23 protein-coding genes are annotated in these 24,040 nt (G+C 71.4%); 11 read left to right on the top strand and 12 right to left on the bottom strand.

Annotated features, from left to right (window positions below; translation table 11 throughout):
* Both ACIBK6_RS08575 and ACIBK6_RS08570 read left to right on the top strand, forming a co-directional pair.
* Complete coding sequence (locus ACIBK6_RS08575) at positions 1 to 618, top strand: spherulation-specific family 4 protein (RefSeq protein WP_399049943.1); 618 nt, start codon at positions 1 to 3, stop codon at positions 616 to 618.
* Positions 615 to 1,433: an endo alpha-1,4 polygalactosaminidase gene (locus ACIBK6_RS08570; protein ID WP_399049941.1), complete on the top strand. Its 819-nt coding sequence runs from the start codon at positions 615 to 617 to the stop codon at positions 1,431 to 1,433. The genes ACIBK6_RS08575 and ACIBK6_RS08570 overlap by 4 nt, the downstream gene beginning before the upstream one ends.
* An 11-nt stretch (positions 1,434 to 1,444) precedes the next feature.
* Here ACIBK6_RS08570 and ACIBK6_RS08565 read toward each other — a convergent pair whose 3' ends face one another.
* Complete coding sequence (locus tag ACIBK6_RS08565; RefSeq protein WP_399050176.1) at positions 1,445 to 2,236, bottom strand: adenosylcobinamide-GDP ribazoletransferase; 792 nt, start codon at positions 2,234 to 2,236, stop codon at positions 1,445 to 1,447.
* A gap of 69 nt (positions 2,237 to 2,305) precedes the next feature.
* Here ACIBK6_RS08565 and ACIBK6_RS08560 point away from each other — a divergent pair, with 69 nt between their 5' ends.
* On the top strand, positions 2,306 to 3,061 hold the full coding sequence (locus tag ACIBK6_RS08560) for a hypothetical protein (RefSeq protein WP_399049940.1): 756 nt from the start codon (positions 2,306 to 2,308) through the stop codon (positions 3,059 to 3,061).
* Here ACIBK6_RS08560 and ACIBK6_RS08555 read toward each other — a convergent pair.
* The 4 genes from ACIBK6_RS08555 to ACIBK6_RS08540 form a co-directional block, all read right to left on the bottom strand.
* Positions 3,010 to 3,741 (bottom strand): hypothetical protein, encoded by a 732-nt coding sequence (locus ACIBK6_RS08555; RefSeq protein ID WP_399049938.1) that lies wholly within the window; start codon positions 3,739 to 3,741, stop codon positions 3,010 to 3,012. The two genes, ACIBK6_RS08560 and ACIBK6_RS08555, sit on opposite strands and share 52 nt — an antisense overlap.
* Positions 3,738 to 5,507, bottom strand: coding sequence for a phosphatidylglycerol lysyltransferase domain-containing protein (locus ACIBK6_RS08550; RefSeq protein ID WP_399049936.1), 1,770 nt, complete (start codon positions 5,505 to 5,507; stop codon positions 3,738 to 3,740). The genes ACIBK6_RS08555 and ACIBK6_RS08550 overlap by 4 nt, the downstream gene beginning before the upstream one ends.
* A 79-nt stretch (positions 5,508 to 5,586) precedes the next feature.
* Entirely contained in the window at positions 5,587 to 6,672 is a 1,086-nt protein-coding gene (cobT, locus tag ACIBK6_RS08545; protein WP_399049934.1) for a nicotinate-nucleotide--dimethylbenzimidazole phosphoribosyltransferase, read from the bottom strand.
* Positions 6,673 to 6,702: 30 nt separating this feature from the next.
* A complete protein-coding gene (locus ACIBK6_RS08540) occupies positions 6,703 to 7,899 on the bottom strand; it encodes a bifunctional adenosylcobinamide kinase/adenosylcobinamide-phosphate guanylyltransferase (protein WP_399049932.1) in 1,197 nt (398 codons plus the stop codon).
* A gap of 79 nt (positions 7,900 to 7,978) precedes the next feature.
* On the opposite strand from ACIBK6_RS08540, the gene ACIBK6_RS08535 reads away from it, so the two are divergent.
* Complete coding sequence (locus ACIBK6_RS08535) at positions 7,979 to 8,188, top strand: hypothetical protein (protein WP_399049930.1); 210 nt, start codon at positions 7,979 to 7,981, stop codon at positions 8,186 to 8,188.
* A 49-nt stretch (positions 8,189 to 8,237) separates the two neighbouring features.
* Here ACIBK6_RS08535 and ACIBK6_RS08530 read toward each other — a convergent pair whose 3' ends face one another.
* The 3 genes from ACIBK6_RS08530 to ACIBK6_RS08520 all read right to left on the bottom strand — a co-directional run bounded on the left by ACIBK6_RS08530 (position 8,238) and on the right by ACIBK6_RS08520 (position 10,963).
* Positions 8,238 to 9,323 carry a S1C family serine protease gene (locus ACIBK6_RS08530; RefSeq protein ID WP_399049928.1) on the bottom strand — a complete coding sequence of 362 codons (1,086 nt, stop codon included), beginning with the start codon at positions 9,321 to 9,323 and terminating at the stop codon, positions 8,238 to 8,240.
* A gap of 249 nt (positions 9,324 to 9,572) precedes the next feature.
* Entirely contained in the window at positions 9,573 to 10,307 is a 735-nt protein-coding gene (locus ACIBK6_RS08525; protein WP_399050174.1) for a class I SAM-dependent methyltransferase, read from the bottom strand.
* 59 nt (positions 10,308 to 10,366) lie between these two features.
* Positions 10,367 to 10,963, bottom strand: coding sequence for a DUF3043 domain-containing protein (locus ACIBK6_RS08520; protein ID WP_399049926.1), 597 nt, complete (start codon positions 10,961 to 10,963; stop codon positions 10,367 to 10,369).
* Between the two features lie 272 nt (positions 10,964 to 11,235).
* On the opposite strand from ACIBK6_RS08520, the gene ACIBK6_RS08515 reads away from it, so the two are divergent.
* The 5 genes from ACIBK6_RS08515 (at position 11,236) to ACIBK6_RS08495 (ending at position 17,601) form a co-directional block, all read left to right on the top strand.
* Positions 11,236 to 12,030 carry a PspA/IM30 family protein gene (locus ACIBK6_RS08515; RefSeq protein ID WP_399049924.1) on the top strand — a complete coding sequence of 265 codons (795 nt, stop codon included), beginning with the start codon at positions 11,236 to 11,238 and terminating at the stop codon, positions 12,028 to 12,030.
* 19 nt (positions 12,031 to 12,049) lie between these two features.
* Entirely contained in the window at positions 12,050 to 12,328 is a 279-nt protein-coding gene (locus ACIBK6_RS08510; protein WP_399049923.1) for a hypothetical protein, read from the top strand.
* A gap of 48 nt (positions 12,329 to 12,376) precedes the next feature.
* On the top strand, positions 12,377 to 13,594 hold the full coding sequence (locus tag ACIBK6_RS08505; protein ID WP_399049921.1) for a sensor histidine kinase: 1,218 nt from the start codon (positions 12,377 to 12,379) through the stop codon (positions 13,592 to 13,594).
* Complete coding sequence (locus ACIBK6_RS08500; protein ID WP_399049920.1) at positions 13,591 to 14,277, top strand: response regulator; 687 nt, start codon at positions 13,591 to 13,593, stop codon at positions 14,275 to 14,277. The genes ACIBK6_RS08505 and ACIBK6_RS08500 overlap by 4 nt, the downstream gene beginning before the upstream one ends.
* A 204-nt stretch (positions 14,278 to 14,481) precedes the next feature.
* Positions 14,482 to 17,601 (top strand): efflux RND transporter permease subunit, encoded by a 3,120-nt coding sequence (locus ACIBK6_RS08495; RefSeq protein ID WP_399049918.1) that lies wholly within the window; start codon positions 14,482 to 14,484, stop codon positions 17,599 to 17,601.
* 89 nt (positions 17,602 to 17,690) lie between these two features.
* Here the strand turns inward: ACIBK6_RS08495 and nadA are convergent, their stop codons facing one another.
* A complete protein-coding gene (nadA, locus tag ACIBK6_RS08490) occupies positions 17,691 to 18,896 on the bottom strand; it encodes a quinolinate synthase NadA (protein ID WP_399049916.1) in 1,206 nt (401 codons plus the stop codon).
* Between the two features lie 295 nt (positions 18,897 to 19,191).
* Between nadA and ACIBK6_RS08485 the strand changes: the two genes are divergently transcribed.
* A complete protein-coding gene (locus tag ACIBK6_RS08485) occupies positions 19,192 to 19,548 on the top strand; it encodes an iron-sulfur cluster assembly accessory protein (RefSeq protein WP_030933606.1) in 357 nt (118 codons plus the stop codon).
* Positions 19,549 to 19,638: 90 nt separating this feature from the next.
* On the opposite strand, the gene ACIBK6_RS08480 is transcribed toward ACIBK6_RS08485, so the two are convergent.
* Both ACIBK6_RS08480 and ACIBK6_RS08475 read right to left on the bottom strand, forming a co-directional pair.
* The gene (locus ACIBK6_RS08480) at positions 19,639 to 21,066 is read right to left on the bottom strand and encodes a hypothetical protein (RefSeq protein ID WP_399049914.1); all 1,428 of its coding nucleotides are present in this window, start codon (positions 21,064 to 21,066) and stop codon (positions 19,639 to 19,641) included.
* A gap of 114 nt (positions 21,067 to 21,180) precedes the next feature.
* On the bottom strand, positions 21,181 to 21,387 hold the full coding sequence (locus ACIBK6_RS08475) for a hypothetical protein (RefSeq protein ID WP_399049913.1): 207 nt from the start codon (positions 21,385 to 21,387) through the stop codon (positions 21,181 to 21,183).
* A 132-nt stretch (positions 21,388 to 21,519) separates the two neighbouring features.
* Here ACIBK6_RS08475 and ACIBK6_RS08470 point away from each other — a divergent pair, with 132 nt between their 5' ends.
* Positions 21,520 to 22,494 carry a carbohydrate kinase family protein gene (locus ACIBK6_RS08470; RefSeq protein WP_399049912.1) on the top strand — a complete coding sequence of 325 codons (975 nt, stop codon included), beginning with the start codon at positions 21,520 to 21,522 and terminating at the stop codon, positions 22,492 to 22,494.
* Positions 22,495 to 22,523: 29 nt separating this feature from the next.
* Here the strand turns inward: ACIBK6_RS08470 and ACIBK6_RS08465 are convergent, their stop codons facing one another.
* Positions 22,524 to 23,903, bottom strand: coding sequence for a cysteine desulfurase/sulfurtransferase TusA family protein (locus ACIBK6_RS08465; RefSeq protein ID WP_399049911.1), 1,380 nt, complete (start codon positions 23,901 to 23,903; stop codon positions 22,524 to 22,526).
* Positions 23,904 to 24,040 lie beyond the last annotated feature (137 nt).

The raw sequence follows: 24,040 nt of genomic DNA, 5'->3' as shown, positions 1-24,040 counted from the left end.
ATGAGCAAGCTGCTGGTGCCCTACTACGAGCACCCGGCCGAGCGCCCCGACGCCTGGGACGCGCTGATCGCCGCCGCGCCCTCGCTGTACGGGGTCGTCCTCAACCCGGCCAGCGGCGCGGGGAGTTCACCCGACGCGGCCTTCGCGGCGGTGGCCGCGCGGCTGTGCGCGGCGGGCGTGCGGGTGCTCGGCTACGTGGACACGGCGTACGGCCGGCGCCCGCCGCAGGACGTGGTCCGCGAGGCGGCCCGCCACCGCGCCTGGTACGGGGTGCACGGCATCTTCCTCGACCAGACGGCCACCTCCGCCGAGCAGTTGCCGTACTACGCGGACCTGCGGGCCGCGTTCGCCGCCACGTACGACACGTACGTCACTCTCGTCCTCAACCACGGCGCCCAGCCGCACCCCGGCTACGGCCGGATCGGCGACCTCCTGGTCACCTTCGAGGGGCCCTGGTCCGCCTACCGGCCCACCGGGCCCGCCGTGCCCGACACCTGCCACCTGGTCTACGCGGCCCCGCCCGACGCGGTCGCCCAGGCCCCGGTCCACTGCCTCGTCCCCGGTCAACTGCCGCACCCCTGGGGCACGTTGCCGCACCGCTTGGAGCCCGCCCCGTGAAACGCGCACCCTGGCTGCTGGTCCCGCTGCTGCTGCTCGCGGCCTGCACCAGCTCCCCGTCCGGACCCGACAAAGGGGACGGGGAGGACACCGGGCCGCCGCCCGCGCCCTCGGGCCCGCACTGGCAGCCCAAGCCGGGGATGACCTGGCAGTGGCAGCTCAAGGGCACGCTCGACCCGGCCGTCGACGTCCAGGTCTACGACATCGACGCCTTCGACCAGTCCGCGGCGGCCGTCGCCGATCTGCACCGCAGGGGCCGCAAGGTCATCTGCTACACCTCGACGGGCGCCTGGGAGAAGTGGCGGCCCGACGCCAAGCAGTTTCCCGAGTCGGTGCTCGGCAAGGGCAACGGCTGGGACGGCGAGCGCTGGCTCGACATCCGCCGCACCGACGTGCTCGAACCGCTGATCGCCAAGCGCTTCGACCTGTGCAAGGCCAAGGGCTTCGACGCGGTCGAACCGGACAACATGGACGGCTACGCCAACGACACCGGCTTCCCCCTCAAGGCTGCCGACCAGCTCAAGTACAACGAGCTCATCGCCAGACTGGCCCACGACCGGGGGCTCGCCGTGGGCCTCAAGAACGACCTCGACCAGATCCCGCAGCTGCTCGCCCACTTCGACTTCGCGGTCAATGAGCAGTGCGCCCAGTTCGGCGAGTGCGACAAGACCGAGCCCTTCGTCCGAGCGGGCAAGGCCGTCTTCCACGTCGAGTACGAACTCCCGCCGGCCAAGTTCTGCGCCGAGTCCAAGCAGCTGGGCCTCAGTTCGATGGCGAAGAAGCTCGACTTGAAGGAGTGGCGCCAGGCCTGCTGAGACGCTGCGGGTCAGCCGAGGGCGAGCGTGACCAGTGTCACCGTGGTCGCGGTCTCCGCGACGGCCCCGAACACATCGCCCGTCACCCCGCCGAACCTGCGCACGCAGCGCCGCAGCAGTACCTGCGAGAGGGCGAGCCCGGCCGGTACGGCGAGGGCGAAGTGCAGCGCGGACCAGGGGCTAAGGAGCAGGCCCGCCGCCGCCGCGGCGGCCGTCACCAGGGCGGCGACCGAGAACGCGCGCCGGGCCGGCACCGTGCCCGCCACCACCGCGCCGAGCCCGTCCGGGCGGGCCGCCGGGACCCCGCGCCGGGAGGCCAGGGTGAGCGCGGTGCGGGCGGCCACGGCACAGACGACGGCGGCCGCGGCACCCCGCGCCCAGCCGTCCTCGTACAGCCGGGACAGCGCGGCGACCTGGGCGAGCAGGAAGAAGAGCAGGGAGACCACGCCGAAGGGGCCGATGTCGGAGCGCTTCATGATGCGCAGCGCGTCCTCGGCGGGCTTGGCACTGCCCAGGCCGTCGGCCACGTCCGCGAGGCCGTCCAGATGCAGACCCCGGGTGAGCAGGGCGGGCGCCGCCACGGTCACCACCGCCGCGAGCAGCGGCCCCGAACCCAGCAACAGGAATCCCGCGCCCGCGGCCGCCGCGCACAGGCCGACGGCGAGCCCGGCCAGCGGGGCGAGCGTCATTCCGGCGCGGGCGGCGGCGCGGTCCCAGCGCGTGATGCGGGCGGGAAAGACGGTGAGGGTGCCGAAGGCGAAACGTACGCCGTGCAGGGCCTTGCTGCGGTTCACCCGGCGCAGGGTATCCCGAGCGGACCGCCCCTCGGCGGCGGTAAATTGTGCATACCGGCGCAAACGGGAGCAGGTGGGATGGGTCACTGGTTCTACCGGAACATCACCGAGCCGGGCAAGCTCCCCATGCTGCTCGCCCTGGCCGCCTTCGTCCTGACGTTCCTGGTCACCCGCTCCATCACCCGCCTGATCCGGGCCGGACGCGGACCGTTCCGCAATATCCGGCCCGGCGGACTGCACATCCACCATGTGGTGCCCGGGGTCGTCCTCACCATGATCGGCGGGTTCGGGGCGGTCGGCAGCGGCCGGCACGGGATCGCGGCGGCCGTGTTCGCCGTGCTGTTCGGGACGGGCGCGGGCCTGGTCCTCGACGAGTTCGCGCTGATCCTGCACCTGGACGACGTGTACTGGAGCGAGAACAGGCGCAAGAGCGTCGAGATCGTGGTGATGGCCGCGGCCCTCATGACGCTCGTGCTCGCCGGGTTCTCACCGCTCGGCGTCAACGACGTGACCCCCGCCGAGCGGCACGACCGGGGGTCGTTCATCACCACCCTCGCGATCAACTTCTGCTTCGTGCTGATCGCTCTGTTCAAGGGCAAGGTGCGGCTCGCGATGATCGGCACGTTCGTGCCGTTCGTGGCGCTGGTCGGCGCGATCCGGGTGGCCCGGCCGGATTCCCCGTGGGCGCAGCGCTTCTACCGCAACCGGCCGCGTGCCCGGGCCAAGGCCAGGCTCAGGGCGTACCGGCACGACCGGCGCTGGTCGCGGCCGCGCCGCCGGTTTCAGGACTGGATCGGCGGCGCACCCGACAGGCGCCCGGTACGCCGCCCCTGATCATGCCGGCGGCGGCGCCGCTTCCGCCGCATCCAGGTGATCCAGCAGAGCCCCGCCACCGCGACGAGCGCCGCGATGTGCTCCTTGCCCGCGAGGTTGTTCTTCAGGGTCACCTCGACGGCCATCGCGAGCACCACGGCCCCGGCCGTCCAGTACGCCCGGTAGCGCCAGCACACGTACACGGCGAGGGCCACCACCGCCGCCGAGGGGCCGGTGTCGACCATCCGCGCGGCTTTGGCGGGCAGCCCGAAGACGCTGTCCGGGCCGATCGCGATGCCGACCCGCGCGTACATGGTCCCGGCCAGCGTCGCCGCGTACGCGATGAGCAGCGTCCGGGCCCGGCCGATGCAGATCTCCGCGATGCCGAACACCACGAGGAGCTGGCAGAGCGCGCCCCACACCGGCAGGTCGAGGGCCGGCACGAAGAGCGACAGCGGGGTGCGAAGCAGCGAGACCCACAGCGGGTACTCGGCCTTCACCGAGCCGATGATCTGCACCGGCCGAAAGCCCCAGGACTGGTTCTGGACGATCTGGCAGACCGAGGTCAGCAGAACCGCCGAGAGGGCGAGCGGGATCGCCCGCCAACGCTGCGTGCGCAGCGCGTACTTCACGGTCTTGTACAGCGGGCCCCACTCGCGCTCGGCGAACCGGCGCAGTGCCCCCTTGGCCCGCTGGCTCATCTCTGCGACTCCAGGTGCCTGCGGTGCAGCCACTTGGGCAGGCCCGGGGCTTCCAGGAATCCTTCGGCGCGCGCGGATGCGATGGCAATCCGTGGCAGGTCTGCACTCTTCTCGAACAAGGTGAACCGCGGCTCCCAGATCGGCCGGTACTTGGCGTTGGACCGGTACAGCGACTCGATCTGCCACCAGCGGGAGAAGAAGCTGAGGAGCGAGCGCCACAGCCTCAGCACGGGTCCTGCCCCGAGCTTCGAGCCGCGCTCGAAGACGGAGCGGAACATCGCGAAGTTCAGTGAGACCTGAGTGATCTTGATCTCCTTGGCGCGCTGCAGGAGTTCGATCACCATGAACTCGATCAGGCCGTTCTCGGAGTCGCGGTCACGGCGCATCAGATCGAGCGAGACGCCGTTGGGCCCCCACGGCACGAAACTGAGCAGAGCCCGCAACTCGCCGTCACCGTCGAAGCATTCGAGCATCATGCACTGGCCGTCGGCGGGGTCGCCGAGCCGGCCGAGCGCCATGGAGAAGCCGCGCTCGGTGGCGCCGTCGCGCCAGTCGTCGGCCTTGCGCAGGAGTTCGGCCATCTCCTCGGCGGGGATGTCCGCGTGCCGGCGGATCCGCACCTCGTACCCGGCCCGCTTGACCCGGTTGTACGCCTGGCGCACGGTCCGCATCGCGCGGCCCTCCAGGGTGAACTCGGCGGTCTCCACGATCGCTTCGTCGCCCATCTCCAGGGCGTCCAGGCCGTGCCGGGCGTAGATCTGCCCGGCCTCCTCGCTGGCGCCGGTCACGGCCGGGATCCAGCCGTGCGCACGGGCCTCGGCGAGCCACGGCTCGATCGCGCCCGGCCAGGCCTCGGGGTCGCCGATCGGGTCGCCGGAGGCCAGCGAGACGCTGTTGATCACCCGGTAGGTGACGGCCGCCTTGCCGGTCGGGGACCAGATGACGGCCTTCTCGCGGCGCAGCGCGAAGTAGCCGAGCGAGTCGCGCTCGCCCTGCTTGTCGAGGAGGGCGCGCAGCTTCTCCTCGTCCTCGACGGTGAGCGGGTCGACGGCCCTGCGGTTGCGGAAGGCCGCGTAGATGACGGCGATCAGGAGCAGGGTGGCCAGCACGTTGATGGTGACGTTGACCCAGCCCGGGGTGGTGATGCCCTGGGTGTGCCGGTCGTCGGGGACCAGGAACACCAGCCGCATCACGCCGTAGCGCCAGCGCCGCAGGAAGGTGGAGTGGTCGGTGCCGTCATAGGTGTTGGTGGCGCTGACCAGGACCGCCGCGATCAGCGAGGTGACCAGCAGGCCGCCGACGGCGGTCGCGACCGCCGCCAGCGGGTTGGAGCGGTCGCCCTTGGCGTAGAACTCCCGGCGGCCGATCAGCAGAGCCAGCATGAAGGCCGCGGTCAGCGCGAGGGAGACCCAGTTCTGCGCGTAGCGGTGGATCTCCGGGAACGCCATGGCGAACGCGAAGAGCAGGAAGAAGAGCCCGCCGAGAATGATGTTGACGATCCAGGCGGCGCGCTTGCGCCGCCGCATGGTGACGGCGAGGAACAGCGTGACGACGCCGGAGGTGAACCCGGCTTCGAGCAGATACGGCGTGAAATAGTCGTCCGTGTTGTGCCGCCGAAGCCCCTGGCCGAGGGTGACCCATACGGCGCTCAGGAAATTGATGAACGCCACGACGCGCAGGTACCAGACGGCGAACGCCATGCTGCGCCGCGACCGGGGGGTGCTCCGGATCGTTCCTTCGGTGGTGCTCAAGCGGACTTCTCCCATGAAACGCGATGATATGGGGGCAAAGCGTTTCACAGTGGACGCGGGTGGAGCCGGGGGAGGCCCCCGGCCCTACCGCGGCTCACGCGTCGCCGCTCTCCTCTGCGCTCTCCGCGCGCCGGTCGGTGCGCTCGGGCAGCTCCGCGGCCAGTGCGGCCGCGGCTTGTACGAGGGGAAGCGCGAGCAGTGCCCCGGTTCCTTCGCCCACTGTGACGCCATGATCGAGCAGAGGGTTGAGTGCCATCCGGTCCAGCGCCTTCGCCTGGCCCGGCTCGCCGCTCAACTGGCCCGCCAGCCACCACTCCGGAGCCCGGAAGGCCGCCCGCTGGGCCACCAGCGCACAGGCCGACGCGACGACCCCGTCAAGGATCACCGGCAGTCTGCGCACCGCACACTGCAGCAGGAAACCAGTGGTCGCGGCAAGGTCGGCGCCGCCCACCGCGGCCAGAAGTTCCAGTTGGTCGCCGAGAACCGGCCGGGCCCTGCGCAGCGCGTCCCGGATCGCCGCGCACTTGCGCATCCACGCCAGGTCGTCGATCCCGGCGCCGCCGCGGCCGGTGACCACCGAGGCGTCCGTCCCGCACAGCGCCGCGATCAGCACGGCGGCGGGGGTGGTGCCGCCCACGCTGAGGTCGCCGAGCACCACCAGGTCGGTGCCCGAGTCGGCCTCCTCGTCGGCGATCCTCATGCCGAGCCGTACGGCCGCCTCCGCCTCTTCCACGGAGAGCGCGTCCTCGACGTCGATGCGGCCGCTGCCGCGCCGTACCCGGTGGCGTACGACCTCCTCGGGCAGCAGTCCGGGATCGCAGTCCAGGCCCGCGTCGACGATCCGCACGGGGGCGCCCTGGCGGCGGGCGAGCACCGCGACCGGGCTCGCGCCGTCCAGGACGGAGCGTACGAGGGTGTGCGCGGAGCCCGCCGGGCGGGCCGAGACGCCCAGTTCGGCCACGCCGTGGTCACCCGCGAAGAGGATCACGCGGGGCCGCTCGACGGACCGGACCGGGCTGGCGCCCTGCGCCGCCGACAGCCAGGTGGCCAGCTCGTCCAGGCGGCCGAGCGCGCCGGGCGGCACGGTCAGCCGCTCCCGGCGTTCCTCGGCGTCCCGCCGCACACCGTTGTCGGGGCGTTCGATCAGATCGGAGAAGTCGTCCAGGTTCAGCCTGCTCATCTGCCGAACAGTACCGGCAGCGCGCCGCCGTCAGCCGCGCAGCGTGAGTGCCTGCCCCGCGACGACGAGCAGCACCTGTTCGCACTCGGCCGCGAACACCGCGTTCAGGCGCCCCAGTTCGTCCCTAAACCGCCGCCCCGACGAGGTGGCCGGCACCACGCCCGACCCCACCTCGTTGCTCACCACCACCAGCGTCCGCGACGTGTTCCGGACCGCCGCGACCAGTTCGGCCGTACGCTCCCTCAGCGCCCGCTCGCCGCCCGCCGCCCACTTCTCGTCGTCCCACGCGCCGACCCGGTCCATCGCATCGGTCAGCCACAGCGCCAGACAGTCGATCAGGAGCGGCGGCCCCTGCTCGTCGAGGAGCGGCACCAGCTCGCAGGTCTCCTCGGTGCGCCACGAGGAGGGGCGGCGCTCGCGGTGCAGGCCGACCCGCGCCGCCCATTCCGCGTCCCCGCTCCGGGAGCCGCCCGTCGCGACGTACACGACCTGCGGGGAGCCCTCCAGGCGCCGCTCGGCCTCCACCGACTTGCCGGACCGCGCGCCGCCCAGGACCAGCGTGCGGCGCGGCACATCGGGCACCGCGTGGTAGTCGCCGACCACCAGCGTCGTGCCGTCCGGCACCGCGCGGGCGCCCAGCGCCGCGAGCCGCCGCGCCAACTCCCGGCCGGGCGGCACGTCGTGGTCGAGGTGCACGGCGATCACGTCGGTGGCGGGACCGATGCCACCCGCCGCCCGCAGCCGCGCCAGCGCGTCGGGGCGCCCCGCGACATCGGCCACCACCATGTCGTACGGGCGCACCTCGGCCGGTCCGGCGGGCGCGCCGCCCGGCGGCAGGTACAGCAGCCGGTCGCCCTCCGGCGAGGTCACCTCGTACCCTGTCCCCGGCGAGTCCAGCGGCACGGCCAGCACCCGGTGGCCGCTGATCAGCGTCAGCCTGCGGCCGTCCGGCACCCGCCCGGCCGCGGGCAGCCCGGCGGGCAGCTCCATGGCGGGCCCGGCGTGCGGATGGGTGAGCAGCACCTGCCGCACGCCCGCCAGCGAGTGCCCGGCGCGGGCGGCGGCGAGCGCCGCGCCCGGGGTCAGGTCGAGCAGCAGCGCGCCGTCGACGAGCAGGGCGGTCGCGGCGCGCACCCCGCTGCCGCGGGCGACGGCGCACGCGGCGCAGGGACAGTCGGGGCGCGGCAGCCCGGTGGGGGCCCCGGTGCCGAGGAGAGTCAGTTCCACAGGGTCGATCCTCCCGCGTCACCGGCCCTCTTGCGCGCCCGGTTACGCTGCGGGCAGCAACGTGACCCAGGAGGCGGACATGGCGTGGACGTGGCGTTTCGAGAAGTCGGACGGTACGGAGGTCGAGCCGGCGGTGGTGCCGGAGGAGTTCACGACCCAGGGCGATGCGGAGTCCTGGATCGGCGAGGTGTGGAAGGACCTCCTCGAAGGCGGCGCCGACCAGGTCTTCCTCTTCGAGGACAGCACGCAGATCTACGGCCCGATGAGCCTGCACGCCGAACAGGTCTGAACAGGTCTGCCGATCGGGCCGGGGGCGCGGACGGCGCCTCCGACCCGGCTCAGACCTCGCCGAGCGTGACCTCGGCGGTCTTCCTCACCCCGTCGCGGTTGTACGTCACCTGGATCTTCTGCCCGGGTTTGTCCGCGGCCAGCGCCTCCGTCAGCGAGGTGATCGTGGTGATGTCGGTGCCGCCGGCCCTGACGATGATGTCGCCCGGCTTCAGGCCCGCCTTGGCCGCGGCGCCGTTCGGGTTGGTGTTCACGATCGCGACGCCCGCCGGCTGGTAGCCGCTGTCGACCACGGTGCGCCCGGTGATGCCGAGCGCGGCCCGTCCGGAGTCGGTGACCTTGCCGCTCTTGATGATCTGGTCGGCGACCGTCTTGACCATCGACACCGGGATCGCGAAGCCGATGCCGGGGGCCGCGCTGCCGCCCATGTCGGGGTCGGTCGCGGCGAGCGTCGGGATGCCGATCACCTCGCTGTCGAGGTTGACCAGGGCGCCGCCGCTGTTGCCGGGGTTGATCGCGGCCGAGGTCTGCACCATGTTGGCGAGGGTGGCGCCGGTACCGCCACCGCCCCGGCCCTCCGAGACGGTGCGGCCGGTCGCGGAGACGATGCCCTGGGTGACGCTGGAGGACAGGCCGAGCGGCGAGCCCATCGCAAGCACGATCTGCCCCATCTCGACCTTCGAGGAGTCGCCGAACCTGGCCGCCTTCAGCCCGCTCGGCACCGAGTCGAGCTTGATCACGGCGAGATCCTGCTCGGGGTAGGCCGAGACCAGCCGCGCGGTGACGGCCGAACTGCTGCCGGAGGCCGAGACCTTGAAGGTCCGCTCGTTGCCCACGACGTGGGCGTTGGTGACGATGTGCCCCTGGGTGTCGTAGACGATCCCCGACCCGAGGCTGGCGGACGCGTCGATCTGCACGACCGACGGCAGTACGTTCTTGATCACCCGCTGGTAGTCGCTCTGCAGGGAGTCGGTGACGGATCCGCTGCTCTGGACGTTCGACGCCGAGGGGCTCGGCGACCCCTTCGGCGCCGCGGGGCCGGACTGCGAACAGCCGCTGAGGAGCGCGGCGATCGCGACGGCGGTCAAGACCGGCGCCGAACGCCGCAGCCGGCTGCGGCGAAGAGATGCATCCATGGCAGGATTATCCCTTTGGTCCGATATGTCGTCCTGTCGACGGGACCGATCGGCGAGGTGCCGGTGGCTCTAAGCGATCTTGTGGAAGTACCGGTGCGGAACACGCCCTGAAGGGGCGCGGGGAACTGCGCGACCAGCCTCCCCCAAGCTCTCGACTTCTCCCCCAGCCTTCGGCCGGGAGGTGCCCCCAGAGCAGGGGGGGGACCCGCATCGGCCCGCAGTCGACAAACGCCACTTCCCGCGGAGCGCTCAGCCCCGTACGCCGAACAGGTGCAGCAGGGCCGCGACCTGGCGGTAGGGGTCGGTGCGGCCGGCCCGGTCCTCGGCGGCGAGCAGCCGCTCCAGCTCGTCGGCGGCCGGCAGCTGCGCGTCGTCCGGCGCGTTGTCGGTGAACACCCGCACCCCGTACCAGGCGTGCAGCGGTGCCGCGATCCCGTCGAGCGTGCGGGTCAGCGCGGCGAGGTGGTCGGCGCGCACCGTGAGGCCCAGGCGGTTGGTGTACGAGTCCGTGTCGAAGGACGACAGGGCGCCCCGCCAGTCCCCGGCGAGCCCGGACCGCATGGCCAGCGCGTCCGCGTTCCGCACGAGCAGCGAGAGCAGCCCGCCCGGGGCGAGCATCCGGGCCAGGCCCGCGAGCATCGCGTCCCGCTCCTGGACGTACATCAGGACGCCGTGGCAGAGCACCACGTCGAAGGAGCCCGGCAGGAAGTGCACGCCGGTGTCGCGGCCGTCGCCCTCGATCAGCCGGACCCGCTCGCGGATGCCCTCGGGTTCGGTGGCGAGCGCCTCGCGCGCCACCTTCAGCATCTCCGCGTCGGACTCCAGGCCCGTCACGGAGTGCCCGGCACGGGCCAGCCGCAGGGCCTGCGTGCCCTGGCCCATGCCGACGTCCAGGATCCGCAGGCGCTGGCCCACCGGGAAGCGGGCGGCTATCTGCTCGTCCAGCTGACGGGCCACGAGCTCCTGGCGGACGGTGTTGCGCAGCCCGCCGAGACCCTTCAGCCAGGCATCACAGGCGCCGCGGAACCCGGACACATCCGGGCTCAGGGCCGCTCTCCGCGCTTGACCTGCGGCTTCGGCAGCCGCAGTCGGCGCATCTGGAGCGTGCGCATCAGGCCGTACGCGACGGCGCCCTTCTTCGGCTCGTCCGGGAAGCGGGCGGCCAGCGCCCTCTTCAGCCGGAAGGCGAGCCCGATCGAGTCGAGGACGATCAGCACGATCACCGCGAGCCACAGCAGCAGAGAAAGATTCTGCAGGCTGCCGACGCGGATCATCGAAAGGACCAGGATGATCACCGCGAGCGGCAGGAACATCTCGGCGATCGAGAACCGGGAGTCGACGAAGTCGCGGACGAACTTGCGCACCGGGCCCTTGTCACGGGCCGGGAGATAGCGCTGGTCGCCACTGGCGAGCGCCTCGCGCTGCTTGGCCATGTCGACCCGGCGCGCCTCGCGCTGGCGCTTGGCGGCCTCCTTGCGGTCGGTCGGCACGGTCGAGGCACGGCGGCGCTGAGTCTGGGCCTCACTCCGCTTGGGAGTGGGGCGCCCCTTGGGGGCCTCGGGGTCGCGGGGCTGCTTGGAGAGGTCCGCCGTCACCTTGTCGGTGGGGGCCTTCTCTTCGTTGGAACGGCTTCGGAACACAATCCCCAAGGGTACGGGGTGCGGGGCATGGACCCCAGGCCGGTGGGGAACGATCCCACAACGCCTTGCGTCTGTACCGTCGGGAGCGAGCGTACGAAATGCATGGTTTCCCGGGGGTCGCCTACTCCTTGCGCCTGACCGGCGCGGAGCGTAGTCGTCCTTGGGGATGACCGCATCGTTGCCCGAACAGTGCGGTAATGGATGCAGGGCCCGTACTGTGGGTTCTGTTGAAGCTGGAGCTGGAGTCCGTCAGAAGGGGGCGCGCGAAGCCCATGAGCGGTGTCATGAAGCGTATGGGGATGATCTTCCGCGCGAAGGCGAACAAGGCCCTTGACCGGGCCGAGGACCCTCGCGAGACCCTCGATTACTCGTACCAGAAGCAGCTTGAGCTGCTCCAGAAGGTGCGCCGGGGCGTCGCCGACGTGGCGACCTCCCGCAAGCGTCTGGAGCTGCAGCTCAACCAGCTCCAGAGCCAGTCCTCCAAGCTGGAGGACCAGGGGCGCAAGGCCCTGTCGCTCGGCCGTGAGGACCTGGCCCGCGAGGCCCTGTCCCGCCGTGCCTCGCTGCAGCAGCAGGTCACCGACCTGGAGACGCAGCACCAGACCCTCCAGGGCGAGGAGGAGAAGCTCACCCTTGCGGCCCAGCGCCTCCAGGCCAAGGTCGACGCCTTCCGTACGAAGAAGGAAACGATCAAGGCCACCTACACGGCGGCCCAGGCGCAGACCCGGATCGCCGAGTCCTTCTCCGGCATTTCCGAGGAGATGAGCGACGTCGGCCTCGCCATCCAGCGGGCCGAGGACAAGACCGCGCAGCTCCAGGCGCGGGCCGGCGCGATCGACGAACTGCTTGCCTCCGGCGCCCTCGACGACCAGTCGGGGCTCGCCAAGGACGACATCCAGACCGAGCTGGACCGGCTGTCCGGTGGTACGGATGTAGAGCTGGAACTGCAGCGGATGAAGGCCGAGCTTATGGGCGGCGGAGCCGCCGGCCAGCAGGCCATCGAGGGCGGCGCCGCCGCTCCTCAGGACAAGGCCCCCAAGCAGAGCCCGCGCTTCGACAAGCAGTGACGAGCGGCAGGAGACGTTCATGATCGTCCGGATCATGGGGGAGGGGCAGGTGAAGCTGGCGGACAGCCACTTCACCGAGCTCAACAAGCTTGACGACGAGCTGCTCGCCGAGGTGGAGGCCGGGGACGAGGAGAGCTTCCGCCGTACCCTCGGCGCGCTCCTCGACACGGTCCGCCGCCTGGGCGAGCCCCTCCCGGACGACGCCCTGGAGCCCTCCGAGCTGATCCTCCCCGGCACGGACGCGACCCTGGACGAGGTGCGGAACATGCTCGGCGACGACGGCCTCATCCCGGGCTGAGGAGCCTGCCGGGGCCAGGGGCGCCGGTCCGCTCTACGGTAGGTGACCGTGACCCTCGTAGACCGTGCCCGCCCGTGGCTCACGGCGCATCCGCTGGCCCTCGACGCCGCGCTCGCCTTCGGCGTACTGCTCTGCATGGTCGTCAGCTCCTTCGCCGACCCGCACGGGCCGAACGGGCCGACCTTCGGCACTCGCACGCCGGGGCTCCGTTCACTCGTCCTGATGACACTGGCCGCGGCCGCCCTCGCCCTGCGGCGGCGCCGGCCCATGACGGTGCTGTCCTGCACCAGTGCGCTCGCCGCGGTCGAGCTGGGCCTGGGCGCGCCGCCCGCGCCGGTCGCGATGAGCGCCGTCATCGCGCTGTACACGGTCGCCGCCCACACCGACCGCCCCACCACCTACCGGGTCGGCGTGCTCACCATGGTCGTCCTCACCGGTACGGCGATGCTCTTCGGCACCCCGCCCTGGTACTCCCAGGAACACCTGGGGATCTTCGCCTGGACCGGCATGGCCGCGGCCGCCGGAGACGCGGTGCGCAGTCGGCGCGCCTTCGTCGACGCCATCCGGGAGCGCGCCGAGCGGGCCGAGCACGGCCGCGAGGAGGAGGCCCGCCGCCGGGTCGCCGAGGAACGGCTGCGGATCGCCCGCGACCTCCACGACGTGGTGGCCCACCACATCGCCCTCGTCAACGTGCAGGCCGGCGTCGCCGCCCACGTCATGGACAAACGGCCCGACCAGGCCAAGGAAGCCCTCGCCCACGTCCGCGAGGCGAGCCGCTCCGCGCTCGGTGAACTCCGCGCCACCGTCGGCCTGTTGCGCCAGTCCGGCGACCCGGCGGCGCCCACCGAACCGGCCCCGGGCCTCGCCGTCCTCGACGATCTGCTCGGCGGTTTCCGGCGGGCCGGGCTGCCCGTGGAGCTGGCCCGCGCGGACCACTCCCCGCTGCCCGCCTCCGTCGACCTCGCCGCCTACCGGGTGATCCAGGAGGCGCTCACCAACGTCCAGAAGCACGCGGGACCCGGCGCCAAGGCCGAGGTGAGCGTCGTGCGGGTCGGCCCGAACACCGAGATCACCGTCATCGACAACGGCACCGGCACCGGCGGCAGCGAGGGCGGCGGCCACGGCCTGCTCGGCATGCGCGAGCGCGTCACCGCCCTCGGCGGCAGCTGCACCGCGGGGCCCCGCTACGGCGGCGGCTTCCGCGTACAGGCGATACTTCCGGTCAAGGCCACGGGGAGCGGGGCTCAGGGGGAAGGCAGCGCATGACGATCAAGGTGGTACTCGCCGACGACCAGGCGCTGCTGCGCTCGGCGTTCCGGGTCCTGGTCGACTCCGAGCCGGACATGCAGGTCGTGGGGGAGGCGGCCGACGGCGCCGAGGTGGTGGACGTGGTCCACGCGACGCTGCCGGACGTCGTCCTGATGGACATCCGGATGCCCGGCACCGACGGCCTCGCCGCCACCCGGGCCATCACCGCGGATCCCAAGCTGGCCGCCGTCCACGTGGTGATGCTGACGACCTTCGAGGTCGACGAGTACGTCGTGCAGTCGCTGCGCGCCGGTGCCTCGGGGTTCCTCGGCAAGGGCGCCGAGCCCGAGGAACTGCTCGGCGCGATCCGGGTCGCGGCGGCCGGCGAGGCACTGCTGTCCCCGGCCGCCACCAAGGGGCTGATCGCCACCTTCCTTGCACAGGGCGGCAGTTGGGACGGCGGCGAGGATCCGCGGCGGCACGGCGAGCGCCTCGCCGCGCTCACGGTCCGCGAACGCGAGGTCCTGGTCCAGGTCGCGGGCGGCCACTCCAACGACGAGATCGCCGAGCGCCTCGCCGTCAGCCCGCTCACCGTCAAGACCCATGTGAACCGCGCGATGGCCAAATTGGGCGCCCGTGATCGCGCCCAACTGGTGGTCATCGCGTACGAATCGGGACTCGTCCGCCCACGGGTGGACTGAAGGGTGGAGCGCGGCGTACTGCGGCTGCGGTATGCGCGGGATAAGGAAAGGCACCTGGGAGCGAGGAATGGGACCCGCCCCATGGCCGAGGGTGTAGGCGGGGGCCGGGTCTTCCCGGGTGATGCGCCGCGTGGCACGGGCCGGTCCGCCTGCCCCTCCTGCTGGGTATCGCCGCTCGCACGCCACGGAAGAGAGACCCCACCCATGTCCTGGCTGTCCAGATTCAGCCTCGCACAACGGGCCCTGATAGGCCTGATGTCGATCGTCGCGATCGTCTTCGGGGCGATCGCCATACCGCAGCTCAAGCAGCAGCTGCTGCCCACCATCGAACTGCCGATGGTGTCGGTGCTCGCCCCCTACCAGGGCGCGTCCCCCGACGTGGTCGAGAAGCAGGTCGTAGAGCCCCTCGAAAAGAACATCAAGGCCGTCAGCGGAGTCAAGGGCATCACGTCCACGGCGTCCGAGGGCAATGCCGTGATCATGGCGACTTTCGAGTACGGCACCGGTACGAAGCAGCTCGTCGCCGACATCCAGCAGGCCGTCAACCGGTCCCGCAATCAGATCCCTTCGGACGTCGACCCGCAGGTCGTGGCCGGCTCCACCGACGACATGCCGACCGTGGTGCTCGCCGTCACCTCCGACAAGGACCAGCAGGCGCTCGCCGACCAGCTGGACCGCACGGTCGTCCCGGTCCTCCAGGACATCAAGGGCGTCGGCCGGGTCAGCGTCGACGGCGTCCAGGACCTCCAGGTCGACGTCACGCCCGATGCGGGGAAGCTCGCCGCGGCCGGGCTCGACACCATGACGCTCGGCGACGCCCTGAAGGCGGGCGGCGCGACCGTCCCCGGCGGCTCGTTCTCCGAGGACGGCAAGAGCCGTACGGTCCAGGTCGGCGGCCCGTACACCTCCGTCAAGCAGATCGAGGACCTGCGGATCAAGCCGAAGCAGGGCGCCCCGGTCCGCCTCGGCGACATCGCGGCCGTCCGGCAGGAGCCCTCGAAGCGGGTCTCCATCACCCGGACCGACGGCAGGCCCAGCCTCGCCGTGCTGGCCACCATGGACCACGACGGCAGCGCCGTCGCGATCTCCCAGGCCGTCAAGGACAAGCTGCCCGACCTGAAGAAGGACCTCGGTTCCGGCGCGGAACTCACCGTGGTCTCGGACCAGGGCCCGCAGGTCTCCAAGGCCATCTCGGGTCTGACCACCGAGGGCGCGCTCGGCCTGCTGTTCGCGGTGATCGTGATCCTGGTCTTCCTGGCCTCGGTCCGCTCCACCCTGGTGACCGCGGTCTCCATCCCGCTGTCCGTCGTCCTCGCCCTGATCGTGCTGTGGATCGGGGGCTACTCGCTCAACATGCTCACCCTCGGCGCGCTGACGATCGCGATCGGCCGGGTCGTCGACGACTCGATCGTGGTCCTGGAGAACATCAAGCGGCACCTCGGCTACGGCGAGGAGCGCCAGGAGGCGATCCTGGCGGCGGTCAAGGAGGTCGCCGGCGCGGTCACCTCCTCCACCCTGACCACGGTCGCGGTGTTCCTGCCGATCGGTCTGGTCGGCGGCATGGTCGGCACGCTCTTCGGCTCCTTCAGCGTGACGGTCACCGCCGCCCTGCTCGCCTCGCTGCTGGTCTCCCTGACCGTGGTCCCGGTCCTGTCGTACTGGTTCCTGCGCGCGCCGAAGGCGATCGCGGGCATCGACCCGGACGAGGCGCGCCGCAAGGCCGAGGAGAAGGAGACCAGGTCCCGGCTCCAGCGGATGTACGTCCCGGTGCTCCGCTTCGCGACCCGCCGCCGCATCACCAGCGTGGTGCTCGCGGCCGTCGTCCTGGTCGGTACGTTCGCGATGGCCGGCCTGCTGAAGACCAACTTCTTCGACCAGGGCGAGCAGGACACCCTCTCGATCAAGCAGGAACTGCCGCCGGGCACCAGCCTGGACGCCGCGGACGCCGCGTCGAAGAAGGTCGAGCGGATCCTCGCCGCCGACGAGGCCGTCAAGAGCTACCAGGTCACCGTCGGTTCCTCCGGCTTCATGGCGGCCTTCGGCGGCGGTACCGGCGCCAACCAGGCCTCGTACACGGTGACGCTGAAGAACGCGGGCGACTACAACAAGGCGCACGACCGCCTTGAGGCGGCGCTCAAGGACCAGCCGGGCCACCCGGCGATCTCGGCCGGGGGCGGCTTCGGCAGCCAGGACCTGAGCGTGGTCGTCAAGGCGGCCGACGCGGACGTCCTGAAGAAGGCCTCGGAGCAGGTCCGCCAGGCGGTCGCCGGTCTCAAGGACGTCAGCGACGTCCAGAGCGACCTGGCGCAGAGCGTGCCCCGGGTCTCGGTGCAGCCCAACGACAAGGCGGCCGACGCGGGCTTCAACCAGGCCACGCTCGGCGCGGCCGTCGCCCAGCAGGTGCGCGGCACCCAGGTCGCCAAGGCGGTCATGGGCGACTCCGAGCGGGATGTGTACATCACGTCGGCCAACCCGGCCACGACGGTGGACCAGCTCAGGAACCTGCCGCTCGGCCCGGTCAAGCTCGGTGACATCGCCGAGGTGAAGCTGGTTCCCGGCCCGGTCTCGATGACCCGGATCGACGGGGCCCGCTCCGCGACCATCACGGCCAAGCCGGTCGGCGACAACACCGGCAAGGTCAGCACCGACCTCCAGGCCAAGATCAAGGACCTGAAGCTGCCGGCCGGCGCCACCGCCTCCATCGGCGGTGTCTCCTCGGACCAGTCGGACGCCTTCAAGAACCTGGGCCTGGCGATGCTGGCGGCGATCGCGATCGTCTTCATGCTGCTCGTCGCCACGTTCAAGTCCCTGATCCAGCCGCTGATCCTGCTGGTCTCCATCCCGTTCGCGGCGACCGGCGCGATCGGTCTGCTGATCGCCACCGGCACCCCGATGGGCGTCCCGGCGATGATCGGCATGCTGATGCTGATCGGCATCGTGGTGACCAACGCGATCGTCCTGATCGACCTGATCAACCAGTACCGCGGGCAGGGTCTCGGTGTCGTCGAGGCGGTCGTCGAGGGCGGTCGCCACCGCCTTCGCCCGATCCTGATGACCGCGCTTGCGACCATCTTCGCGCTGCTCCCGATGGCGCTGGGCGTCACCGGCGAGGGCGGCTTCATCGCCCAGCCGCTGGCCGTCGTGGTGATCGGCGGTCTGGTCACGTCGACGCTGCTCACCCTGCTCCTGGTGCCGACCCTCTACGCGATGGTCGAGCTCCGCAAGGAGCGCAAGGCCAGGAAGAAGGCGGCCAAGCGCGCCAGGAAGGCGGGGCTCCCGGCCCCGTCGGACGACTCCGACCAGCTGGAGCCGGCCAACGCCTGACCGCGCGGCCCGCACGAAGGGCCGTACGACGAAGGCCGCCCTCCCGACAGGGGGGCGGCCTTCCGTCAGGTCCGGAGGCAGGTCCGGGGCTACGGCAGGGCCAGCATCCTTTCGAGGGCCAGCTTCGCGAAGCTCTCGGTCTCCCGGTCGACCTGGATCTGGTTGATCAGCTTGCCGTCGGCGAGCGATTCCAGGGTCCACACCAGGTGGGGGAGGTCGATGCGGTTCATGGTCGAGCAGAAGCAGACCGTCTTGTCGAGGAAGACGATCTCCTTGTCCTCGGCGGCGAACCGGTTGGCCAGCCGCCGCACCAGGTTCAGCTCGGTGCCGATCGCCCACTTCGAGCCGCGCGGAGCGGCCTCCAGGGCCTTGATGATGTACTCGGTCGAGCCCACGTAGTCCGCCGCGGCCACCACCTCGTGCTTGCACTCGGGGTGGACCAGCACGTTCACGCCGGGGATCCGCTCGCGTACGTCGTTCACCGAGTCCAGCGAGAACCGGCCGTGCACCGAGCAGTGCCCGCGCCACAGGATCATCTTGGCGGCGCGCAGCTCCTCGACGGTGAGCCCGCCGTTCGGCTTGTGCGGGTTGTAGAGCACGCAGTCGTCGAGGGACATGCCGAGATCGCGTACGGCGGTGTTGCGCCCGAGGTGCTGGTCCGGCAGGAACAGCACCTTTGTTGTTGAGGGCTCTCCCTGCTCGAAAGCCCAGTTCAGGGCGCGCTCGGCGTTGGAGGAGGTGCAGATCGTGCCGCCGTGCTTGCCGGTGAACGCCTTGATGTCGGCGGAGGAGTTCATGTACGAGACGGGCACGACCTGCTCGGCCACGCCGGCCTCGGTCAGTACGTCCCAGCACTCGGCGACCTGCTCGGCGGTGGCCATGTCGGCCATCGAGCAGCCCGCCGCGAGGTCCGGAAGGACGACCTTCTGGTCGTCGCCGGTCAGGATGTCCGCCGACTCGGCCATGAAGTGCACACCGCAGAACACGATGTACTCGGCCTCGGGCCTGGCGGCCGCGTCCTTGGCCAGCTTGAACGAGTCGCCGGTCACATCGGCGAACTCGATGACCTCGTCGCGCTGGTAGTGGTGCCCGAGGATGAAGACCTTGTCGCCGAGCTTCGCCTTGGCGGCGCGGGCGCGCGCCACGAGGTCCGGGTCGGAGGGCGAGGGAAGGTCGCCGGGACACTCCACGCCGCGCTCGCTCCTGGGGTCGGCCTCGCGGCCGAGCAGCAGCAGAGCGAGCGGCGTCGGCTGGACGTCGAGGTCACGGGGCTGGGCGGTGGTCACGTCACGCACCCTTTCTTTTCTGCAGCGAGCCTGGGACAGGCCTTTTCGTCTAAATGACGCTATCTATCATAACTGCTTCACGTCACTTTGACGATGGCCATAGTGTCGGTGTGACGCATCCGCCAGGAGGTTTCCGTCAGGAGGTTGTCCACAGCCCTTTCCCCGGGTGCGCTCGGGTGTGCGAGCATGAATGGGAAGAGCACGAAGACGGAACGGAAAGACAAGCGCCCCCCGGAATGAATCCGGGGCCCCTGCGGTTGCAACCGTCGGCAAGCAGTCTCCGTACAACCCGGGAGAGAAGCAGATGTCCGTATCGGACGAGACCACCACCGTGAGCGACGGCATCCTCCTGTCCGACGCCGCCGCGGCCAAGGTCAAGGGCCTCCTTGAGCAGGAAGGCCGGGACGACCTGGCGCTGCGTGTCGCCGTTCAGCCCGGCGGCTGCTCCGGCCTGCGCTACCAGCTGTTCTTCGACGAGCGTTCGCTCGACGGCGATGTCGTCAAGGACTTCGACGGCGTCAAGGTCGTGACCGACCGCATGAGCGCTCCCTACCTGGGCGGCGCCTCGATCGACTTCGTGGACACCATCGAGAAGCAGGGCTTCACGATCGACAACCCGAACGCGACGGGCTCCTGCGCCTGCGGTGACTCCTTCAGCTAAGCCTCGCGGCAGCCGAAAGGCGGGTGCCCCCGGAGAACCGGGGCACCCGCCTTTCGTCGTGTCCGACGCCCGCTCTTCCTGTCCGGCGCGCTACTTCTTCGGCAGTTCCTTGCCGGTGTCCGCGTCGACCACCTGACGTGACCCGAGCGGCTGCTGCAGCTCGACGGTGACCGACTGCTCCTTGGCCAGCGCGATGCACATCTTCTTCGGGTCGCGCACCTGCCCGGTGACCGTGACCCGTACGCCGCCGTCGCTCTCGTCGGCGGTCGCCTTGTACGTGCTGCACACCCCGCCCCAGAACGTCACGGTCAGCGTGCGGCCGTCCGGTGCGACGGCGTACGACGCCAGGGCCGGGACCTGGATGCCCGGTGTACCGGTCGGTGCCGGCACAGGGTGGCCGGGCGGCGGCGGGGGCTTGATCAGGTACTGGGGAGCCACCGCCGGAGCGGTGACCGTGAACAGCTGCCCGCCGTCCGCCGGCTTCACCTGGAACAGCCACGACGGTACGAGCGTCTGGGTGCCGTCCACGAACTGCGAGGCGAGCCCGAACGTGGCCCGGTCGACCGTCGCCGTCGAGGGCGGGGTCTGCCGGCACGGGTCCTCGGCCTTCTGCTCCGCCGTCAGCGGCGCCGGACCGTGGCAGACCTTGTTCTTCGGCTGGTCGGTCCCCCGGCCGTTGAGCTGCTTCAGCGTTTCGTCCGCGCTGATCACCGGATAGGTCGCACCCTTCTCAGGCACCTTCAACTGCCCACTGCCGCCGACCACTTGACCGTCCGGGCCGACCTGGATGCCGGTCGCCCAGCCGTACGTGGGCAGGCCGTCGACCACCGGATCGGCGTTCACCACCCGGGCCGAGACCAGGAGCTGCCTGGCGTCCAGCTTGGCGTCGTCCTGGCCCAGCGCCTTGAGGACGGGAGCCGCGGCCGCCTTCGCCGCCTGCTCGCTCACCGGAGTGCCGGTGCCGGGGTCCGCGCCCGTGGTGTGCAGCGGACACATCTTGCCCTTGGGGCAGTTGCCCGGGCCGCCGCTCCCGTACCGCGTGAACGTCCAGGAACCCGGCGCCTTCTGATTGACCGTCAGAACAGGGCCCGAACCGTCCGCCGTCACCCCGGCCTTCCAGGCGGTGCCTTCAAGGCGCACCGCCCCGTCGATCCCCAACGCCCTTGCGAGCCGGGTCACTTCGGCCTCGTCGACCGTGCCGCGCGGCTGATGGACGGCCGCCTTGCCGGGGCCCGCGGGCAGCGGGCCCGACGCCCGGTAGACCACGCCGTACGGGTTGGGCTCACCCGGCGCGATCCCGCTCGGGCCACCGCCGCCGGGCGCGCTGTCCAGGGCGAGCGGCGGCGGGGCGCCGTCCGCACCGGGCGGCGTACTGCCACCGCCCGAGGACGCTGTCGACGCCCAGTACGCCCCGCCGCCCCCCGCGGCCAGTACGGCCACGGCGACCGCGGCGAGGATCACGGGAGAACGCCGCGAACGCCGCTGTTGGGGTTCGTCCTGCGTGTGCTCGCTGCTCACCAGATCGCTCCTGTCCAGTCGTATCCCGCATCCCCTTTACGAGGGACGCCACTTGGACGGAGTGGGGGAGCGCACGGTTCCCTCCGTGCGCCGCACCCGTGCGATCAGGCCGTTTCAGTCCCCGTATTCGGACATGTCCGCGATCAGCCGTACCGACGCGGGCGGAACCGTCACACCGTGGATCAGGGACGGCGGTACGGGCGCCGGAGCGGCCTTCGCCGGAACGGCCCAGTGCGGAGCCATCCGCGCGCAGTCGCCGCGCAGCTCCTCCAGGCTCGGATCGGCCGTCCCGACAGCTCCGCTGCTCATCTTGGTTTCCATGCTTCGCACCGTACGCACCAGGAGGCATGCGCAGAAAGACCTACTATCAGGTAGTTTCCGCCCGTCGGCCCAGCAGCCCCGACCCGGTAGCGTGAACTGTCAACGCCGTCCCTTCCCAGGAGCGCCCCCGCCGTGCGTATCGCAGTCACCGGCTCCATCGCCACCGACCACCTCATGACCTTCCCCGGCCGATTCGCCGACCAGCTGGTCGCCGACCAGCTGCACACGGTCTCCCTCTCCTTCCTGGTCGACAACCTCGACGTACGCCGTGGCGGGGTCGGTCCCAACATCTGCTTCGGCATGGGCCAGCTCGGCGGCAACCCGATCCTGGTCGGCGCGGCCGGCTCCGACTTCGACGAGTACCGCGCCTGGCTCGACCGGCACGGCGTCGACACCGGCTCGGTGCGGATCTCCGAGGTCCTGCACACCGCCCGGTTCGTGTGCACCACCGACGCCGACCACAACCAGATCGGCTCCTTCTACACGGGCGCGATGAGCGAGGCCCGCCAGATCGAGCTGAAGGCGGTCGCCGACCGCGTGGGCGGCCTCGACCTCGTCCTGATCGGCGCGGACGACCCCGAGGCGATGCTCCGCCACACCGAGGAGTGCAAGGCGCGCGCCATCCCCTTCGCGGCCGACTTCTCGCAGCAGATCGCCCGCATGTCCGGCGACGACATCCGCACCCTGCTCGAAGGCGCGACGTACCTCTTCTCCAACGAGTACGAGAAGGGGCTCATCGAGTCCAAGACCGGCTGGAGCGACGCGGAGATCCTCGCCAAGGTCGACTACCGGGTCACCACGCTCGGCTCGCGCGGCGTGCGCATCGAGCAGGTCGGCGCCGAGCCCATCGTCGTCGGCGTCCCGGAGGAGGAGGCCAAGGTCGACCCGACCGGCGTCGGCGACGCGTTCCGCGCGGGCTTCCTGACGGGCCTCGCCTGGGGCGTCGGGCACGAGCGGGCCGCCCAGCTCGGCTGCATGCTGGCCACGCTGGTCATCGAGACGCTGGGCACCCAGGAGTACACGCTGCGCCGCGCCCACTTCATGGACCGCTTCACCAAGGCGTACGGCGACGAGGCGGCGGCCGAGGTCCAGGCACACCTCCAGTAGGGCTCGGAGCCCGGGGCCGGCCCCGGCTCTCAGCTCGTACGGCGCACCCGGTAGGCGGTTCCGCCCGCCGCCGGGTGCTCGCCCACGTACTCCTGCCCCCGCATCTCGCACCACGCCGGGATGTCGAGCCGGGCCGCCTCGTCGTCGGCCAGTACCGTCACGACGCCGCCCACCGGCACCTTCCCGATCGCCTTCGCGAGCTCGATCACCGGGATCGGGCAGAGCTTGCCGAGCGAGTCCACCACGAACTCCGCCGCGTCGGCAGGCCCGGCCGCCGCGACCGGCGCCCCCAGCTTGGTCCGTACGGACGCGACCACTTCCGGCAGCACCTCCAGGAACCGGTCGACGTCCTGCGCCGCCGTGCCCCGGGGGAGCGACACCCGGACGTTGCCCTCGCTCAGCACCCCCATCGCGCGCAGCACATGGCTGGGCGTCAGGGTGCTGCTGGTGCAGGACGAACCGGATGAAACGGAGAATTCCGCCCGGTCGAGCTCGTGCAGCAGGGTCTCCCCATCGACATAGAGACAGGAGAAGGTGACCAGATGCGGCAGTCGCCGCACCGGATCGCCGACCACCTCCACATCCGGCACCAGCTCCACGACCCGGGAGCGGATCCGGTCCACCAGGCCGCGCAGGCGCTCCGATTCGGCCGCCGCCTCTGCCTGTACGGCACGCAGCGAAGCCGCCGCCGCGACGATCGCGGGGATGTTCTCGAAGCCCGCCGCGCGCCCCGACTCCCGCTCGTCCGCGGGCCCTTGAGGCGCGAACCGGACGCCCTTGCGCACCACGAGGAGCCCGACTCCTGCCGGTCCGCCCCATTTGTGGGCGCTCGCCGCGAGGATCGACCAAGGGCCCTCGACCGGCCCCCAGGCCAGCGACTGCGCCGCGTCCACCAGCAGCGGCACCCCGGCCGCCCGGCACGCCCCGGCCACCTCGGCGACCGGCTGGAGGGTGCCCACCTCGTGGTTGGCGGACTGCAGGCAGGCGAGCGCGGTGTCCGGGCGGAGCGCCGCGGCGTACGTCTCGGCCCAGACCCGTCCGGTACGGTCCACCGGCACCTCGGTCACCGAACCGCCGCCGGACTCGTGGGAGGCCGCCGAATGCAGGACCGAGGAGTGCTCGACGGCGGACACCACCAGGTGCCGGCCGACACGCCGACGCCCGGACAAGGATCCGTAAATTCCGGAGTGCACCGCGTGCGTACCCGAACTGGTGAAGGTGAGCTCGTCCGGGCGGCAGCCGACGGCGTCCGCGGCGGCCTCCCGCGCCGCGTCGAGCAGCAGCCTGGCCCGCCTGCCCTCCCGGTAGAGCCGGGCCGGATCGGCCCACCCCTCGTCGAGGGAGGCTTGCAGGGCCTGGTGGGCGACGGGGTGCAGGGGGGCCGAGGAGGCCGCGTCGAAGTAGGGCACCCGGCCACGCTAACCCCGGCCCGCCGCCCACCGCCCGAGGGGCGATGCGAGGGGGCGTCAGATGGGGCCCGGAGGCCGGGATTCCGCCGGGGCGCCACCCCTTCGGTGACTCGGACGGCGCGTTGGGCACCCTCCCC

It is taken from the genome of Streptomyces sp. NPDC050485 (genome assembly GCF_044458185.1).
Classification (GTDB): domain Bacteria; phylum Actinomycetota; class Actinomycetes; order Streptomycetales; family Streptomycetaceae; genus Streptomyces.
The sequence above is the reverse complement of the archived record's forward strand: the minus strand, read 5'-3'. Positions and strand labels throughout refer to the sequence as shown.

Excerpts from the sequence above, each read along its gene's own strand:
- ACIBK6_RS08575 (WP_399049943.1), top strand. The coding sequence starts at position 1 with ATGAGCAAGCTGCTGGTGCCCTACTACGAGCACCCGGCCGAGCGCCCC.
- ACIBK6_RS08560 (WP_399049940.1), top strand. The coding sequence starts at position 2,306 with ATGGGTCACTGGTTCTACCGGAACATCACCGAGCCGGGCAAGCTCCCC.
- ACIBK6_RS08555 (WP_399049938.1), bottom strand. The coding sequence starts at position 3,741 with ATGAGCCAGCGGGCCAAGGGGGCACTGCGCCGGTTCGCCGAGCGCGAG.
- ACIBK6_RS08550 (WP_399049936.1), bottom strand. The coding sequence starts at position 5,507 with ATGGGAGAAGTCCGCTTGAGCACCACCGAAGGAACGATCCGGAGCACC.
- cobT (WP_399049934.1), bottom strand. The coding sequence starts at position 6,672 with ATGAGCAGGCTGAACCTGGACGACTTCTCCGATCTGATCGAACGCCCC.
- ACIBK6_RS08535 (WP_399049930.1), top strand. The coding sequence starts at position 7,979 with ATGGCGTGGACGTGGCGTTTCGAGAAGTCGGACGGTACGGAGGTCGAG.
- ACIBK6_RS08530 (WP_399049928.1), bottom strand. The coding sequence starts at position 9,323 with ATGGATGCATCTCTTCGCCGCAGCCGGCTGCGGCGTTCGGCGCCGGTC.
- ACIBK6_RS08515 (WP_399049924.1), top strand. The coding sequence starts at position 11,236 with ATGAGCGGTGTCATGAAGCGTATGGGGATGATCTTCCGCGCGAAGGCG.
- ACIBK6_RS08510 (WP_399049923.1), top strand. The coding sequence starts at position 12,050 with ATGATCGTCCGGATCATGGGGGAGGGGCAGGTGAAGCTGGCGGACAGC.
- ACIBK6_RS08500 (WP_399049920.1), top strand. The coding sequence starts at position 13,591 with ATGACGATCAAGGTGGTACTCGCCGACGACCAGGCGCTGCTGCGCTCG.
- ACIBK6_RS08495 (WP_399049918.1), top strand. The coding sequence starts at position 14,482 with ATGTCCTGGCTGTCCAGATTCAGCCTCGCACAACGGGCCCTGATAGGC.
- ACIBK6_RS08485 (WP_030933606.1), top strand. The coding sequence starts at position 19,192 with ATGTCCGTATCGGACGAGACCACCACCGTGAGCGACGGCATCCTCCTG.
- ACIBK6_RS08475 (WP_399049913.1), bottom strand. The coding sequence starts at position 21,387 with ATGGAAACCAAGATGAGCAGCGGAGCTGTCGGGACGGCCGATCCGAGC.